The 16,750-nt window shown below is 37.8% G+C and carries 15 protein-coding genes; 8 read left to right on the top strand and 7 right to left on the bottom strand.

Features of this window, described 5'->3' with window-relative positions:
• Window positions 1-188 precede the first annotated feature (188 nt).
• Window positions 189-2,156 carry a YgiQ family radical SAM protein gene (locus tag A9239_RS09485; RefSeq protein ID WP_048122644.1) on the top strand — a complete coding sequence of 656 codons (1,968 nt, stop codon included), beginning with the start codon at window positions 189-191 and terminating at the stop codon, window positions 2,154-2,156.
• Window positions 2,157-2,451: 295 nt separating this feature from the next.
• Here A9239_RS09485 and A9239_RS09480 read toward each other — a convergent pair whose 3' ends face one another.
• On the bottom strand, window positions 2,452-3,075 hold the full coding sequence (locus tag A9239_RS09480) for a DUF998 domain-containing protein (RefSeq protein WP_048116341.1): 624 nt from the start codon (window positions 3,073-3,075) through the stop codon (window positions 2,452-2,454).
• A gap of 243 nt (window positions 3,076-3,318) precedes the next feature.
• Complete coding sequence (locus tag A9239_RS09475) at window positions 3,319-4,617, bottom strand: hypothetical protein (protein WP_048116340.1); 1,299 nt, start codon at window positions 4,615-4,617, stop codon at window positions 3,319-3,321.
• A gap of 743 nt (window positions 4,618-5,360) precedes the next feature.
• On the opposite strand from A9239_RS09475, the gene A9239_RS09470 reads away from it, so the two are divergent.
• The 3 genes from A9239_RS09470 (at window position 5,361) to A9239_RS18295 (ending at window position 7,990) form a co-directional block, all read left to right on the top strand.
• Window positions 5,361-7,007 (top strand): hypothetical protein, encoded by a 1,647-nt coding sequence (locus tag A9239_RS09470; RefSeq protein ID WP_048116338.1) that lies wholly within the window; start codon window positions 5,361-5,363, stop codon window positions 7,005-7,007.
• A 453-nt stretch (window positions 7,008-7,460) separates the two neighbouring features.
• On the top strand, window positions 7,461-7,727 hold the full coding sequence (locus tag A9239_RS09465; RefSeq protein WP_052712633.1) for a DUF2683 family protein: 267 nt from the start codon (window positions 7,461-7,463) through the stop codon (window positions 7,725-7,727).
• A gap of 17 nt (window positions 7,728-7,744) precedes the next feature.
• On the top strand, window positions 7,745-7,990 hold the full coding sequence (locus tag A9239_RS18295) for a type II toxin-antitoxin system RelE/ParE family toxin (protein ID WP_080941418.1): 246 nt from the start codon (window positions 7,745-7,747) through the stop codon (window positions 7,988-7,990).
• 314 nt (window positions 7,991-8,304) lie between these two features.
• On the opposite strand, the gene A9239_RS09460 is transcribed toward A9239_RS18295, so the two are convergent.
• Window positions 8,305-9,063 carry a winged helix-turn-helix domain-containing protein gene (locus A9239_RS09460; protein WP_048154024.1) on the bottom strand — a complete coding sequence of 253 codons (759 nt, stop codon included), beginning with the start codon at window positions 9,061-9,063 and terminating at the stop codon, window positions 8,305-8,307.
• 147 nt (window positions 9,064-9,210) lie between these two features.
• Here A9239_RS09460 and A9239_RS09455 point away from each other — a divergent pair, with 147 nt between their 5' ends.
• Together A9239_RS09455 and A9239_RS09450 are read left to right on the top strand one after the other, a co-directional pair.
• Window positions 9,211-9,816, top strand: coding sequence for a class I SAM-dependent methyltransferase (locus A9239_RS09455; protein ID WP_052712632.1), 606 nt, complete (start codon window positions 9,211-9,213; stop codon window positions 9,814-9,816).
• Window positions 9,813-11,231, top strand: a complete 1,419-nt coding sequence (locus tag A9239_RS09450; protein WP_052712631.1) for an MFS transporter — start codon at window positions 9,813-9,815, stop codon at window positions 11,229-11,231. Before A9239_RS09455 ends, A9239_RS09450 begins: the two co-directional genes overlap by 4 nt.
• Before the next feature lie 60 nt (window positions 11,232-11,291).
• On the opposite strand, the gene A9239_RS09445 is transcribed toward A9239_RS09450, so the two are convergent.
• Both A9239_RS09445 and A9239_RS09440 read right to left on the bottom strand, forming a co-directional pair.
• Complete coding sequence (locus tag A9239_RS09445; protein WP_048116334.1) at window positions 11,292-11,573, bottom strand: hypothetical protein; 282 nt, start codon at window positions 11,571-11,573, stop codon at window positions 11,292-11,294.
• Window positions 11,574-11,676: 103 nt separating this feature from the next.
• Entirely contained in the window at window positions 11,677-11,934 is a 258-nt protein-coding gene (locus A9239_RS09440) for a hypothetical protein (RefSeq protein ID WP_048116332.1), read from the bottom strand.
• Window positions 11,935-12,481: 547 nt separating this feature from the next.
• On the opposite strand from A9239_RS09440, the gene A9239_RS09435 reads away from it, so the two are divergent.
• Both A9239_RS09435 and A9239_RS09430 read left to right on the top strand, forming a co-directional pair.
• Window positions 12,482-12,898: a hypothetical protein gene (locus tag A9239_RS09435; protein ID WP_048116331.1), complete on the top strand. Its 417-nt coding sequence runs from the start codon at window positions 12,482-12,484 to the stop codon at window positions 12,896-12,898.
• Window positions 12,899-12,936: 38 nt separating this feature from the next.
• Window positions 12,937-13,965: a radical SAM/SPASM domain-containing protein gene (locus A9239_RS09430; RefSeq protein ID WP_052712630.1), complete on the top strand. Its 1,029-nt coding sequence runs from the start codon at window positions 12,937-12,939 to the stop codon at window positions 13,963-13,965.
• Window positions 13,966-14,499: 534 nt separating this feature from the next.
• Here A9239_RS09430 and A9239_RS09425 read toward each other — a convergent pair.
• On the bottom strand, window positions 14,500-15,666 hold the full coding sequence (locus A9239_RS09425; RefSeq protein WP_048116329.1) for a (Fe-S)-binding protein: 1,167 nt from the start codon (window positions 15,664-15,666) through the stop codon (window positions 14,500-14,502).
• Window positions 15,667-15,670: 4 nt separating this feature from the next.
• Window positions 15,671-16,750, bottom strand: a 1,080-nt coding sequence (locus tag A9239_RS09420; protein WP_069575284.1) for an FAD-binding oxidoreductase, incomplete at its 5' end; no start/stop codon positions are given.

The following is a 16,750-nucleotide window of genomic DNA, read 5'->3' as shown; positions in this document are numbered from 1 at the left end:
GGATAAAACCTGAAAAAACCAAAGAAAAAAAAGCCGAAGGGAAAAAAACCGAAGGAAAGCTCTCAAAAGTCAATTTCCCAACAGAAGAGAGAAGAAAAACCGGGAAAAGATCTAAAACTAAACACAGGAAGAAAGAAAGAAAAGAAAAATCCGTTTCTTCCCGCATACCTGCATCGAAATTTCTTCCAATGAGCCTTGAAGAAGTAAAAGCTCGCGGCTGGGAAGAGCTTGATATTATTCTGATTTCTGGGGACGCCTATGTAGACCATTCCAGTTTTGGCACGGCAATAATAGGAAGAGTTCTTGAAGATGCCGGTTTTAGAGTAGGAGTGATCGCCCAACCGCGCTGGGATAGCCCTGAAGATTTCAAAAAACTTGGAAAACCCAGACTATTTTTTTCCGTAAGTGCAGGAAATACAGACTCTATGGTCAGCAACCTGACCCCAGGCCTGAAACCGCGAAATAAGGATGCTTATTCCCCTGGAGGAAAAACAGGGCTTCGTCCTAACCGCTCCGTGATAATTTACTCGAACAGGATAAAAGAGGCTTTCCCTGAAGTGCCTATAGTAATGGGAGGTATTGAAGCTTCCTTACGTCGCTTTGCCCATTATGATTATCTTTCAGATAAGGTCAGGCAATCCATTCTGGCTGACGCGCCTGCTGACCTCATAGTCTACGGTATGGGAGAGCTTCAGATCGTAGAAATTGCAAAAAGACTGCAAGCCGGGGAAGATATCAGAAATATTAGAGATATCCCCGGCACAGTATGGAAGATGGAAGTTAAAGCCTGGAAGGAGCTCAAAGAAAGAGCGGAAAAGTCAGATAATAGGTCGAATAAAAAAGAACAGGAAAAATCAGAAAAGGAAGTACTGAAAAAGGAAAAATCGGAACAGGGAATACCGGAAAAGGAAAAATTGGAACAAGAAGTACTGGAAAAGGAAAAGTCAGGACAAGAAGACGAAAAAATAGCTGAGGACGCAACCACATTTTTAAAGCAATATCTCGAAATTCCTTCCTTTTCAGAGGTTTCTCAGGATAAAACAGCTTTTGCAAAGGCTTTTCGTATATATTTCGCGGAACAGAATCCTGTTACTGGAAAAGGGGTTATTCAGCCTCACCCGAAAACCGTAATCGTGCAGAACAGGCCAATGCGCCTTCTTACAGAGGCTGAAATGGACCATGTGTACGAACTGCCGTTCACTGGTGAAACCCATCCTTCCTATACCGAACCCGTTCCTGCCCTGGAAATGGTAAAATTCTCCCTTACAACGCACAGAGGCTGTTTCGGAGGTTGTGCTTTCTGTGCAATTACAGAACACCAGGGGCGCATGATTGCAAGCCGCAGTATCGAATCTGTCCTGCGTGAAGCAAAAAAGCTGACGGAAAAACCTGATTTCAAGGGCATTATAAATGGAGTTGGTGGCCCAAGCGCAAATATGTATGGCATGGAGTGTAAAACATGGGAAAAAAAAGGAGCCTGCTTGGACAAGTCCTGCCTTTATCCTCGCATTTGCCCTGCTCTGGATACCAGCCACAAAAAGCTGCTCGAACTCTTACGCCGCCTGCGCGAACTTCCAGGAGTTAAGCATGTCTTTACAGGCTACGGGGTACGTTATGACCTGGCTCTTAAGGATGAAGAGTACCTCGGAGAACTTTGCGCTTACCATATTAGCGGACAATTACGAATCGCACCTGAACACTTTTCGAGGCAGGTCACAAATGTAATGTGCAAGCCAGGCAGGGAAGTCTACGAGAAATTTACCCAGAAATTTACAGAGCTCAACCGAAAGTGCGGCAAAGAACAGTACATTGTAAACTACCTGATGTCAGGGCATCCGGGCTGTACCCTTGAAGATATGATAGAGATGGCGGAGTATGTGCGGGACCATGGAGGCTATACCGAACAAGTACAGGACTTTACCCCAACACCTATGACCGTATCGACATGCATGTATTATACAGGACTGGACCCATTCACAGGCAAAAAAGTATACGTTGCAAGAGGCAAGAAAGAAAAAGCGATGCAACGAGCCCTTATGCACTACAGGAACCCTGCAAATTACGAGCTTGTATATGAAGCTCTGGAGAAGGCAGGAAGACTTGACCTCATAGGTAATGCCCATAAGTGTTTGATAAGAAGAAAAAGTAAGCGGTAAAGGTGAAGATGTTCGTATAGAAATTAGAGTGATCAATGGTAGCCTACTGAAGGTTCTGTGAATTCTAGTGTGTGATGCATAGGCTTTGTTGCAAAAACTGTGTAAAAATATCCATTAATTCTGCCTATGCGTTTCTTACTATTTTTTACGTTTGATGATAAACAGATGGAAATAGGCATATTTCCATAAACAATGGAACAATCGAGAAAACAAACACATAGGTGTTTGTGGAATATTGTTCGATTGTGTACTACCAATTGTGAAAGTTAAGAGATCATAACACTTTTGAATAGGTCTAAATCATTGGTTTTTCTAACTTTAATGTATTATATCCAATTAACCCTATCCAGAGTAATCCACTAAGTACTGCTAACCATTCTAAAATTGGTATATGAAATCCAATTATAACAGTGAACATGAATATAAAATTTATAAAAATTGATACAAAGGTATAGTACCAGATCCATTTTATGTAGCTTGGATGACTTTTTAGTGTAATATTTACAATTATTAAAAACACAAACAGTAGTATAAAGTATATTGATGCCCACACATAATGTACTCTACCATAATCTTCTGAAAATATACCTACCATAATAAGAGCAAATGCCATTAAGAACTCACAATATTGTGATAAAAGGATTAGATAATTTTGTTTACGATTAGTAATTTTCCATTTTGCCAGTCCGATGGCCGATATTATAATAGCAATTCCTGTTAAAATACATCCAATGTCAAAATAGATATAGCCAGTTGGATTTTTAGTTGAATTTCCTAAATCGCTTATCCAATTATTTAATATTGAATATGAACCATTGTACAATTGTGACGAAGCATATAAACTTATGAGAAAAATCAAGATAGCTAAAAAGCTCCCTACACTAGTTAAAGGCATTTTTTTCAGATTCAAAAGTTTCATTAAAATCACATTTTAAATATAATCAACTCGCTTTTAAATGGGATATCGCATTAAGAGCCTATCCGAAAAGTTATTACCTGCTATAACTTTTACAGCATGCAATATGCACAACTGGAATAGATACTCTGATATTACAGCTCCATTATTTAAATTAGTAAGGATTTATACAGTTGACCCCAGAATAAGCTTCATGAACATCAAACAATCAACTATAAATTGTAGACTCTTTATGCCTCTTTTGTACTAAAAATAATGTAAATTTTGAATTATTGGAGCTAATATCTCGATAAAACTCATAATAGGTATAATATATGCCATGAAAAGTTGTCCCAGAATTTTCATGTTGAATGGCCATATGGGAAGTTTTTTTGTCTGTGTGTAAATAATTTTTTTCTTCTCTATATCGTTATAGATGATTTCAAACTCTTTCTGTTCAATCTTTTCCATGTCATGCAGTAGCCTAGATTCACTGAGGTGAATTGTGTCTCCAATGTCATATAGTCGTTCTTGTTTACTGATTCTCCAACAATTCATTTCCCGATGCACTTTCCATAAAGGTCGGACGAAACAAAACACAATTGGAAGAATACTTAACGAGAATAATAATATTAAAAACTCATAAGTGTAGTAATTTGGCATATCGGGATAAGGACTTGGAAAATTATCCAGATTTCCCATTAACAACCAGATACTAAGATAAATTGAAGGTAAAGAGGCAATAGTACAATTCCATAGGCAGAGATTACCAAGAGGTGAGAGCCCACCTGACATGTCTTGATGTCCGAGTTTCGGTTCAAATTGGAATTTGTCTACAAGTTTATCAATAGATGTGGAGGCGACATACATCCTCCAAATCATAAGTCCTAACATAAAGGCAATTAAGGAAACTGGCAATTCATTTAAGAAATGCCAATTCTGCTGAATGAAGTATTGCCAAAAATCTTTCTGATTCCAATCATCAGTTAGGGAGTAATTTCCCAGCACAGGAAAATTATTCAAAGTTCTTAAGGGATTCCAGAGAAACGTCAGCAAGAATAAAATTATACCGAAGAGCCATTGCCAAGAATTATTTAATCTTTTTTGTATTTCATATATAAATTGGAGATATCTTTCCTCAAGCTGTATGTTCTTTGAATCTATTACTATGGACTCCTCGATATTCATATCACTGGAAGTGGGTCCGTAAATAAATGCACCTGTAATGATTTTTCGACACCATAATTCAATAAAAAACTTAGGTATTTTTTTTATAAATAAGCTTTGGAATATGAGACTTGTGCCAGCCACACAATAACCCGATATAATAATTGGCAACCAAGAAATAATTACCTCATCACTAAAAAAGTTTAACTTATTCATAGTAAGAAGTAGAACCATTATGAAAATACTCAGCCATGCGACCCAAGGCAGAAGACAACACACAATGGGATTTTGGATCGCTTTGAAATTTTCAGAAATAAATTTGTTAGAATGTGTACCTTTTTTACTTTTTACTCCACGTACATCTTTACACTCTATACCTGAAGCCAAAAGTATTGTCATTGTAAAACACCTTTACTTTCATTAATTGAACCTTAGCAGTTATTAAAAAATTGCTTATTGATTATGCATCGTTGAAATAAAAACATGTGATCATTCTGGTCATAAAGTCAAGATTTTTACAGCTAAATTATTAATACTCTATCTTTGCTCATATGCATAAATCGCTAGAATATTAGTAATCAAATCCTCATTTTTAATGGTAAGTGCTTTAAATTATTAATCTTTTCTATTTTAGCAGCATTGTTATGAAGTTCTGAGGGTCCTTAAAAATTGGTTCGTTTTTAAGGATTAATAAGTTTTATTTTTGAAATCAAGTATTGTTCTGTTGTTCCCCAGAGTAAAATACACTTGTAAACTAATTTTTTATATTTAAAGTAAATCTATGCTCTTAATTCCCGATTTAAATACTAATTAGTCCGTTTTATAAGGTGAAATTGTGTATAAAGGAAAAATGTGATCGAATGCCATAATTATAAATAAATGTAGTTTATTAATAAAGCTTAATTTTAGTTATTATTTTAAAATTTTGATTTTTAAGATGTATTTTTATTTGAGGAACTTTAATTATATGTATATAGACTGAAATAAGCATTTTAGCATCTTTATTTAGGCACTTATTTTGAAGGACCCTAAATTTATAGGTTCAACAGTAGCTGGAAAAATTTCTTAGCACCCGTAGATTTGACAGTACCTAAATTCAAAAAATTTATTAATCGAGACCTTTTTTTAAAAATGGTGAGATAGTGCTCGAAATAAATAACAGTGATTTAGAATGGGAAGTTCTTCAAGAACCACTTATAATCGAAGAAATAATTCCAAACGAATGTATACCAAAAAATTCTGTACGTATAGTAGTAGATAGAACTGATTCTTACCAGATACAAGCCGTTTTAACAGCCATCGAAGAACGCGGACCATTGACGGCAGAAACAAACATAAAATGCTATACACATTTCTATGAAACATCCCCTGGAGAACACATAGAACCGTTTGATATAGAAGGGAGAGATCAATATGGTTCAAAAGTAGAATTAAAAAAATGCTATGTAACTAATATACGTTCTGAAGAAAATTATAGAGAAAATTTGAAAAAAGTGGTAACATTCAACATTATAGTATATGAAATAAATATCGATAAAAATAGTGGTTATGATGCATCTTGCTTATCAGAATGGTACTTAAACGGACCAGGTAAAGAAGTATTTTTTCCAAGAGAGACTTTAAGAATACTAAAAAAAGATTCTGATAAAATAGAAGAGAGAAAAAGAGTTCCGATTGACATCACACTTGATAAAGCCATACAATTAAGCGTTCAAAACATTGGGTCTTCAGAGATGGGTCGTGACTTTATACTTGTAACCTTAGATGATATAAAATTTATAATTGCAACAGTACCAAGCCATTTTGGTCCTAAATGGTCAAGAAATATATGTATAGAATATAGAAAGGAATTTGGTTTAATTCCTGACAGAGAAAAAAGAGAAGCTATTAGTGAAATAGTTAGCTTTGTGTTAGGCACACAACTTTTGAATGTTGGATTTACAGAGTATGATAATGAAGGTCAGACGTTGGCGTATTTCGCGCAGCCTTCATGGGGAAAGGCATATTCAAGATCAGTCTGTGAAAATATACCGCTGTCACCATTTAAGTTAGGAATTAAGAGTGCTATAATTAATGAAGGGAAAATTGAAGAACTAATGTGTGATCTTGTTCCTAAATATTTAAATAAAAGAGACAAACTGGGGCTGAAAGAAGCTTTATGGAGATATTGGATATCAAGAGACAACCCCCTTGGAACAAATCTTCCAGTTCTTTCCAGTTCTCTAGAACTTATAATGCATAATTGGTTCAAGAGTGAAAATTCAAAAAGTAATGGATTCTGGATACCAAATGGAGATTTCGAAGATATGATTAAGGAAAGTTTAAGCGTTGCTGAAAAAAAGATTGACGAGTACATAGAAAATAAGATCAAAAGTTTAGAAAACAGCGATTCATTAGAAGCTCAAGAAATTGAAGAGCTGAAAAAGACAATAATGAATAATATATGTCATTCAAATGGAATGTCTATATCTAAGCAATATCTAGCCTTTTTTAAAGAAATTGGACTTGAAAGTGGGCCAGTTGAAAAAAAAGCAATAAATGCTAGGCATGCTATGGCACATGGCAATAAGATGGACATTAAAGAATTTGAAAAGATGGAAAGGTGTACTCGTGCTTATCAAACACTTTTTCATAGAGTGTTCTTAAAAGTTTTAGGATATGAAGGAAGGCATGTCGATAGATCGGTAATTGGATTCCCAGAAAAAAATATAAATTTACCATTAGGAAAAACAAACAAGCTGAATGCAGAAATTCTTGCTTTAATTTCTAAAAATAAGGTTATTTCATAAATCAAAAGATGGTAATGTCACGAATTTGCTGTAAATTCGAAGTCAAATTTTTGTATACTCTGGTAAAAATTGAGCTTCTGATATGAAATCTTCTACCAAACTACTTTATGAGATTTGTTATTTTACAGAAAATTATGCACACTGCCAAATCAAGCAGTATATCTAAAGTTCTATAAATTTTATAAAACTAGTATTTCTTCATTGGTCATCGGTTAAGGAATTTTCTTGCCTGAAAACTATCGATTTTGCATTAGAAGCTAGCCTTAAATTTTGGCCTATTTACATGAAATCGAGACTCTGTTCCAGCTTCTTATTTATAAAATATTTGACAAATATTGTGGAAATTGACGTAATTTGTCATGAGTCCTCACTTAACCGAAGACTCATGAGTATTTTTCGACTTCACAGAAAGATAGTTTTATATTTAGCGTGTGCATATGATGTGCATGAGGAATGCATATAATACAAGCTAGAGTTAAACTATCAGACAGGACAAACCAGGTTCTGAATATTGTTAAAGCCAAATATAACCTAAAAGATAAGAGTGCAGCTCTTGACTTAGTTGTAGCTCAGTATGAAGAGAAAATACTTGAGTCTCAATACAGGCCTGAGTTCATAAAAGAAATGCTTGATTCAGAGAATGACGAAGTGATTGGGCCATTTGAAAATGCCAATGAACTAAAAGCATACATCGAAAGCTTGCCTGATGAGGATGAGTAAGCTTTTACAAATTATTAATCAAAGGAAAACTTTCAAAAGAGCTGAGAAAGTTAAACAAAAAGAATCATGTACTGTTTGAGGCAGTATTCAAGAAAGCTGATGAAATTTGCATTACTCCTCAGCACTACAAAAATCTCAACTATCCTTTGAATAAGTATAAGCGAGTGCATGTAGATTCTAATTTTGTACTATGTTTTTCTGTTAATGAAAAAGAACAGACTGTGACGTTAGTAAAATTGGCCCATCACAAAGATGCTTATTAATTAAAGTACAAGTTCAGGAATTGCTAAATTTTAGTAGCAGTTTGGCAGTATCATGAATTTGTTGTAATACACGTAATCCTGATGTAAGCATGGCTTGGATTCACCTTCATAAACCCTGACACTCACGCCAGAAAGCCCTTAATTTTCCACTTACCTGCCCACAGTAAGTGTCTGGAGGTCTTTCCTTGATCTCAATTGACAGGTTTGCTTCACCATCTCAGCAAAATGGAAAACTATGCCATTGCCTTCAAACAATTGGAGTTTCTGATCTACACACCTTCCTGGTACTATAAATCAATTTAATTGACCCGACACTAGCATTGACTGGAGGTTTTAAAGTAATATTCAAAAACTTCTTTACACCAGTCTTTGAATCTACTGTCGTACCCGATAAGCGCATCGTCACGGTCAATCTTTCCATCAAGCCCGGGAAGTGCAAGTAAACCGAACCTATCACTGACATTAATGACTATTTTAACCTCATCTATAGAACGGGTTTCTACAGCATTCAGGATTCTTTCCGGCAAATCAAACATAGGGCTTTTACCAAGATTTTCGGGATAGACAAAACGAAAACTCACTCCATCGTTGATCTTCTTTTCTATGCGAGGTATGAAGAAATGAGGAAAACTATCAGTGAGGTACCAGGCATATTCATGAATCTCTTCGAAAAGCTGTGTCGTTTTATTGACCAGCTCAAAAACTCCCTGAACAGCTTCCACATCTTTAAAAGCACCAAGATCCCTGAGCAGCTTGGGAGGTATAGAAGACGTATCATGATGAAGGAAAAAATCTGACCTTTGAGCTATAATCTCCAGATTTGGTATTGACGATACTACCAACTTTCCGAAAGAAGTAAGTGAATAATATCCCTCGATATCTTTGCAGATTAGACTACTTTTGAGCAGACGGTTCAATTGCCTCGCTGCTTCTGGAGATGTAGCGTCTATTATAGTTGTCAGCCGGGTGAATTTCAATGGTTCTTTCTCAAGCGCCTTTAGTATAGCAAGCCTACTCCCGGATGACAGCTCGGAAAAAAGCTCGTGACTTTTCATTTCTTTACGTTCTGGCAATTATGCCACTTAGTTATATTAATGTAACTACTGTAACGTCTGTTCCAGATTTTTCTTAAATAAACGCACTGGAGTATAACTATTCGTGAAATAGATGGTCGAACAGGAACTCAAATTCCTCGATGAACGTTTCCGGAAGTTGAAACAGTGAACAATATAAAAGCCAGAATGTTAAATAGAAGGGCATCAAGTGCGAAGAGCAAATCTGAAGAAATAATAAAAGCTCTCTCCCTGAAACCCGGCCAGCAAATTGCAGACGTTGGCTCGGGCGGAGGCTATTTTTCCTTCCTTTTTGCCAGAGATGTCGGTAGAGAAGGAAAGGTATATGCGGTCGATACAAACAAAGGGCTTCTTGACTTTGTAAGAAGCAATTCAGAAAGGAACGGTTTCCATAACATTATAACAGTATTTGCTGAAGACAGCAGGTTCTCTCTTATGAATGAAAAACTGGACCTGGTCTTTCTGCGTAATGTATACCATCATCTTCCCAACAGAGAAATTTATTTCAGTAATCTAGTCGACTCCCTGAGCACCGGAGCAAAGATTGCGATTATAGATTATGATGGAAGGGGTAAATGGAGCTCACACCGACTCTTCTGCCACTATGTCCCAAAAGCGACAATAATTAACGAAATGAATGTGGCAGGATACAGCCTGGTAGAAAATCACACATTCCTTCCAGAACAGAGCTTCCTGGTATTTTCGGCAACCAATAATGAAAATAACCAAAATCAAGAGGAGGCTCTACTTTGAAGACAGATGGGAATGCTTCGGAATGTAATATTTTGAGTGGAAAAGAGCGCATGCTTGCGATGGGAATTGTGCTGCTTGGACTTTTCATGTCCGTGCTGGATACTGTTATTGTAAGCATAGCACTGCCAAGTATAACTGCGTACTTCGGAAATACGATCTCCGAATCACAATGGGTTGTAACTGCATATTTGATCACTATCACGGCATCTATGATGATTTTTGGAAAGCTTTCTGCATACACGGGACTGAAAAAGATGTTCCTTGGAGGGATCGCTCTTTTTACAATCAGCTCTCTTGGATGTGGTATAGCTCCTTCTCTTCCCATACTCATCACTTTCAGGATAGCTCAAGCAATTGGAGGAGCCATGACGAGTTCTATCAGCATGGCCATTATATACAGGCTTAACCCGCCTGATATGCAGGGAAAGGCAATCGGTATCATGGGTGCGACCGTAGCCATCGGAAGCCTTGCAGGTCCGGGTATTGGCGGGGTATTGATCGAAGTGTTAGACTGGAGATCCATTTTCTATATTAATATCCCGATAGGAATAATTGGACTCTTGTTAGGCATTCCTTATCTAAGAATAACAGATATAAGAGAAAAAGGAGAAAGAAAAAAAGGAGAGAACATAGATTGGACAGGAGCTATAAGTTTTGCAATTGGCATTACATCAGTTATGGTTCTGTTCAATGCAATAGCTACAAAAGGCTTGTATTCTATGGAAGTTCTGACCTCTTTTACAACTATGTCTTCAGCATTCATATTCCTGAAATGGAATGAGAAAAAGCAGATAAACCCAATTCTTGATATCAGAGTTTTCCGTGAACCAATGTTTCTTCTACCTCTCTTGAGCATGGTCCTTTTCTTTGCTGCAGTTTTCATGCTGAATATAACCATGCCTTTCTATCTAGAGAGAGTGCTGAAGTTTACCCCATTACACGTAGGAACAATGATGATGATCATTCCCCTTGTTCTAGTTATTGGATCTCCAATAATAGGATGGTTGTACGATCGTTCTCTATGGCAATACTTTTCAGCTACGGGACTGTTAATAGCCTTCTCAGCCTTGCTGATATGCGCCTGGGCAACATTGAGTGAAAAATTAGAGATCGTTTTATTATCAATGGGTCTATTTGCAGCTGGGTATTCTCTTTTCCAGAGCCCCAATAATATTGAGATAATGAGGGGATTACATAAAGATAGAGCAGCTATCGCTTCCAGTATTGCAAATACGGGCAGATATTTTGGGATGGCAATAGGAGCTTCTTTTGCGTCTGTCATCCTTTCCGCAAAGTTATTGCCTGAAACAGATATCAACAACCTGACCCTATCTTCAGGAATGACGCTGGTTATAGCTGCCCTGATATGTGTAATTGCTGCCTGGCCTTCTTATCTAAGGAACAGAAATAACTGATTTGTCTTGACAATCCCATCAGATCACAGCAATGAGAAAATATTCTTTCATTTAATTTCTTCAGTATCCCTGACACTCACGCCAGAAAGCCCTCAATTTACCACTTACCTGCCCGCAGTAAGTGTCCAGAGGTCTTTCTTTGATCTCAATTGACAGATTTGCCTCACCATCCCAGCTAAAATGGGCAACTATTCCGTTTCCTTCAAGAACACCGGAATTTCCGGATGAAACTTCAATTCCATAGCTCTCAAGTTTTTTCTTCATACAGGAAAATACTTCAGGAGTTACATTTCTGAATTTAATCCCCTGGCAGCCCTCAGTATCCAGTTTCCTTTCGCCCATAGTTTTAATCCGAAATTAATTCCTATGAAATGGATTTTTGTAGTAATCCGAAGATCATTTTTGAAGCCAATTCCTAAATTTCCTCACGAGCTGAGGAAAACTTTTACGAGCCATGGCAAGCTCTTATAAAACTTTTTATTTTCTGAGCCGCGATTTCACAACTAACGATAAAAGGTTTTTCCGTAATTGTAATGGTAAGATTAGACTGTCCGTCCCATTCGAAATTCGCAGTAATTCCTTTGCCAGAAAGCTCTCCTCTATAACCTTCTGGGACATGGATTCCGTATCCCTGAAGCTTTTTCTTCATACAATTAAAAGTATCAGGATTAACATTACGAAACGTTATCGGTTTACAACTCATTATTCTGTCCTCCTAACCGACCTCTAAAATTCATCTTCAGCTTAAAACCCAGTAAACAAGAATCTTGTTTTCCGGAAATAAAATAGTATTCATTTGTATTTTTTAAGATGCGATCTATAAAAAATGTATTCATACGTCATCAGTTAAGCATAAAATCCATTTTCTGTATATGCTTTTATAATAACATTCCATGCGTCTTCTGTTAAGTGAGGAATCGTGATAAATTGCGTCAATTTCCTCAACATTTATTAAATATATTAATAGATTATGAGCTGAAACTTGGTATCGATTTCATGTAAATAGACCAAAATTTAAGTCCGACTTTTCATGCAAAATCAATAGCTATCAGGCGAGAAAATTCCTTAACCGATGACCAATGTATACAATTTTGAAACAAGCTTATAATAATTAATAATTATATATCTTTCCTCAAATATAAATAAATATATATGATAGAAGTTCCTAATATTTTTGATAATAAAACTAAAGAATTTTAGCTTAATAATTGTTCACTGACACAAGTTAAGCAAATAGAGGAGAAGATTGTATGGATAAACGTGTACACGTAGATAGGCGTGGAAGTACAATAGCGAAGGTAGACATGCTTGGAAATGCAAAACTGGAGAAAGCAATAAATAAAGTTAGAGTAACTGATTTTGACAGAAAAAACTGGGTAAAGTATTTAGTAATACCTGATTTTTATGACAAGCTAGGAAAACATACTAATACCGGCAACTTCGGCGAACAATTTGGAGCAGTAGTTGAGGGCAACTTTGGCAAACAGTTCGAAGAATTAGTTGAGACGCATGTAAATGCATATTTAATTGACAAGAAAGAACCTCCAGCTGAGATTGCTGCTGCAATTATGAATATTGGCGATGACATATTGGATGGGAGAGAACCAGTTTTAAGAGCTGGAGATTATATCTCTATCCAGAACTTTATAAAAAATAATGGAAAATAAAGAGCGATTTATCTATTTTTGTAAAATGAGGAATCAATTTGAGCTTTGAAGGATTTCCATTTAATCTAGGATGGGAACTAACACTAGCATGCAATCTACGCTGTAATCATTGTGCCTCAGCAGCTGGTTTGCCGAGGCATAATGAACTTACAAAAGAAGAAGCATTAAAAATATGTGACCAGTTTCCGGAATTACTAGTGCAAGAAGTGAATTTTACGGGTGGTGAGCCTTTGTTGAGTCCATACTGGGCAGAGATAGCTCTATACCTAAAGGATCTGGGAATATCGACAAACATAATCACTAATGGTCTTGCTCTAGACTCGAAAATAGTATCGCAGATGAAAAATGTGGGCATTTCTGATGTTGGTATAAGCCTGGATGGGCTTGAAACAACTCACGATTACATCAGAGGACACAAAGGTTCCTTTAAACAGGTGCTGAGAAGTATAGAATTACTCCAGCAGGAGAATATTCGTATAATTGTCATTACCACGGTCAACAACCTTAATATTGATGAGCTGCCAGCCATCCTTCATTTACTGCAATCTGTTGGAATACAATATTGGAGAGTCCAGCCACTAATTCCAATGGGACGCGCGAACAACTTTAAAAAGCTCTACATGGACAATGCAGGCATACTTAAGCTTGGAAAATTTATACAATGTTGGGAACCTAAATCTAAAAATGAAGGTACACATATTATATGCAGCGATGGACTCGAATATATAGACGGAATCTCGAATTGTGAAAGACCTTGGCGCGGTTGTCCTGCTGGTTGGGTAACTTGCAGCATAACCAGTGACGGCAAGGTGAAAGGATGTTTATCTTTACCAGATAATTTGATAGAAGGTGATCTGCGCAAGGATGATTTTTGGAGTATATGGTTCCACCCTGATTCTTTTGCTTATACTCGTCGCTTTTCAGATAAAGAATTAGGATCAAACTGCAGTTCTTGCAATAAAGCTATGGAGTGCTTGGGAGGTTGCTCATCAAATTCTTATGCAGCTTCGGGTAAATTTCACAATGACCCATACTGTTTCTACAGAATTAACAAAAATTCAGTCTAATTATAAACTTATTATACATCATAACAACAGAATACAAATAAAAATACAGTACTATAATGCGTTAATAGAGGTCAGAGAATTTGTATTGGATGACTTGGAGAAATATAAGAGAATTTATAATTAGAGACACGAAAAAATAAAGCTGAAAAATAAGAACCTACTTTCGTAGGTCGATATTAAAAATTGGCTCTTCGCTGTTTTGTATGGATTGAAAATAATTGCTTAGTTAGAAAGTAACTAGACCAAAAAGAGAAACATCACGCTCAAATGTGATTTTCAACCATAAATGTTTATAAATTTTAGATATACTATTCTAACATTTATGAAGATGAATGTAAGTTATCCACTCGAAACAGAGAAGAGCCAAAAATTGGAATATTTTCCCGATATTTTATTAGAGTGATAACTAATTATTTCGAAAAAAAGATGGGGTTGAGCCGAATTAAGCCGGCTCTTAGTAAAATCAACTGAGAAGCAGCAGTTGAACTTAAAATAGCTAGACTAAGAAGTAGCCAGACTCTGAAGTTAGCCAGACTACTTCATTGACATTGCTACGAGTTCTACAATATCAATAACCTCGATGTCTCCACCTGCGTCCCTGAGGTTCCTTACGCAGAGAGGACAGGAAGTGACAATGTAATCTACTCCTTCTGGCACATCTTGAAGCCTGTTTCTTGCAAGCTCAAGGGAAATATCAGGATACCCTGCCCGTACTCCGCCTCCGCCGCCGCAGCAGCGTGCATTTTCTTTAATATATTTCATTTCCTTAAGAGTACATATTGCCTGGATAACCTTTCTTGGAGCATCATAAACCTGATTATGCCTGCCCAGGTGACAGGGATCATGATAAGTAACTGTAAGGTCAAGTTTCTTCAAATTGAGTTCTTCCAGATGTTCGGCAAGGAATTCTGGGAGACTTATAACCTTAAGTTCCTCTGGGTAGTTGTTCTTGAGCGTTGTATAACAACCGGCACAGCTCGTGATAATTGTGTGCGCACCCACTTTTCTGATCTGCTCAAGGTTGTGCTTCATGACCTTTTCTGCATCCTCCTTAAATCCGGTACGCAGGAGAGGAGAAGCACAGCACTGCTCGTCAGGCAGGAGAGTTACACCAAACTGCTGCAGAATTTCAAACGTTTTTTTAGCAAACTCCGGATAGCGGTAGGAGTCAAAACAGCCCACAAAATAGACATAATCGGACTTTACAGGAAGTTTTGAACGTTCTACTTTGGAGAGCCAGTGTTTACGATCTTTTGTTTCCCCGAAAGAATTACCATATGTCATAATGGCTGATTTCAAGTTTTTCTGGACTTCAGTCGTGATGCCACATTTCACAAGCTGGGCACGAGCAGCTTCAACAACCTCAGGTGGTTTTACTCCTGCGGGGCACTTGACAGCGCAGATCCCGCAGGTTGTACAGGAAGCAAGGCTTGGAAGCATATCTTCAGAAGGGGGCCTGCCTTCGAGCAGGCTTTTAATGATGAGCATTCTGCCTCGTGTATTGGCAGATTCCCAGCCTACCACGTCAAATACGGGGCAAACCGAGCGGCAGGTTCCGCACTGTACGCATCTATAAACCGACCTGCGGTCAACCTCAAAGGGCTGCTTTCCACTCTCGTTCCCGTTAATCTCATTCTCACTTATTTTGGTTTTTTCCGGTTTTTTTGCCTGCTCAGTTTCCTTTTTTCCTTCGTTTTTCATGTTCTCACAACCCCAGTTTGCCCGGATTCAGTATACCTTTCGGGTCAAGGACATTTTTGATCGCACGCATTACCTCAAGAGCAGGGCCCCATTGGGCTTTCATGTATTTGGCTCTGGCCGCGCCTATTCCATGTTCAGAGCTAACTGTGCCTCCAAGCTCAATCGCTGTCCTGTGAATAAGATCCGCAGCTTTATTCAGGCGGTCCCATTCATCTTTATTCAGGACATCAATGAAAAGTGCAAAGTGCAGGTTTCCGTCTCCTATATGCCCGTATTTCATAGCCGGCAGGTTGAATTTCTCAGCGATTTCCTGTGCTCGTTTTAGCAGTTCAGGGATTCGCTTTATGGGAACTCCCACATCTTCTCCTACATAGATGCGGCTCTTTGTCGGGTCCAGGCGAGAAACCGCAGCCCCTACGAGTTTTCTGGCTGCCCAGATATCTGCCATTTCCTTTTCACTTTCCGCAAGCCTCATAGAGAGAGCCAGGGGAGTACAGACTTTCATGATCTGTTCTGCAGCTTCACGTGCCGAGCTTTCAGTTCCGTCAACCTCAAAAAGAATCACATCGCCTTCTGAAGGAAGCACAAGGTTCGGGTCGTAACGTTTGAGAACCTGCAGGGAAACCCTATCAAGAATCTCACAAGCTGAGGGAATGACACCGTGTGAGAAGGTTTTTACGACTGCTTGCCCTGCAATTTCCGCGTTTTCAAAAGAAGCAATTACCAGTTTTCGAGTTTTAGGAAGGGGAGCAATCTTAAGCCTGGCTTTTGTAACAATGCCGAGTGTGCCTTCCGAACCCACAATAAGCTGGGTCAAGTCATATCCTGCTGCGGATTTCAACATCTTCGAACCGGTATGAATAACTGTCCCGTCCGCAAGCACCACTTCAAGGTCGCGAACATAGTGTCTGGTAGTACCGTACTTAACACAGCGCATTCCACTTGCGTTGTAAGCTATCATACACCCGATAGTACACATGGCTGAACTGCCAGGATTCGGAGGAAAGAAAAAACCATACGGCTTTAGCGCTTCATTTAAAGCATCCTGAATAACCCCGGGTTCTACCTGGACCTGAATATTATT

This window comes from Methanosarcina sp. A14 (assembly GCF_001729375.1).
Lineage (GTDB): Archaea > Halobacteriota > Methanosarcinia > Methanosarcinales > Methanosarcinaceae > Methanosarcina > Methanosarcina barkeri.
The sequence above is the reverse complement of the archived record's forward strand: the minus strand, read 5'-3'. Positions and strand labels throughout refer to the sequence as shown.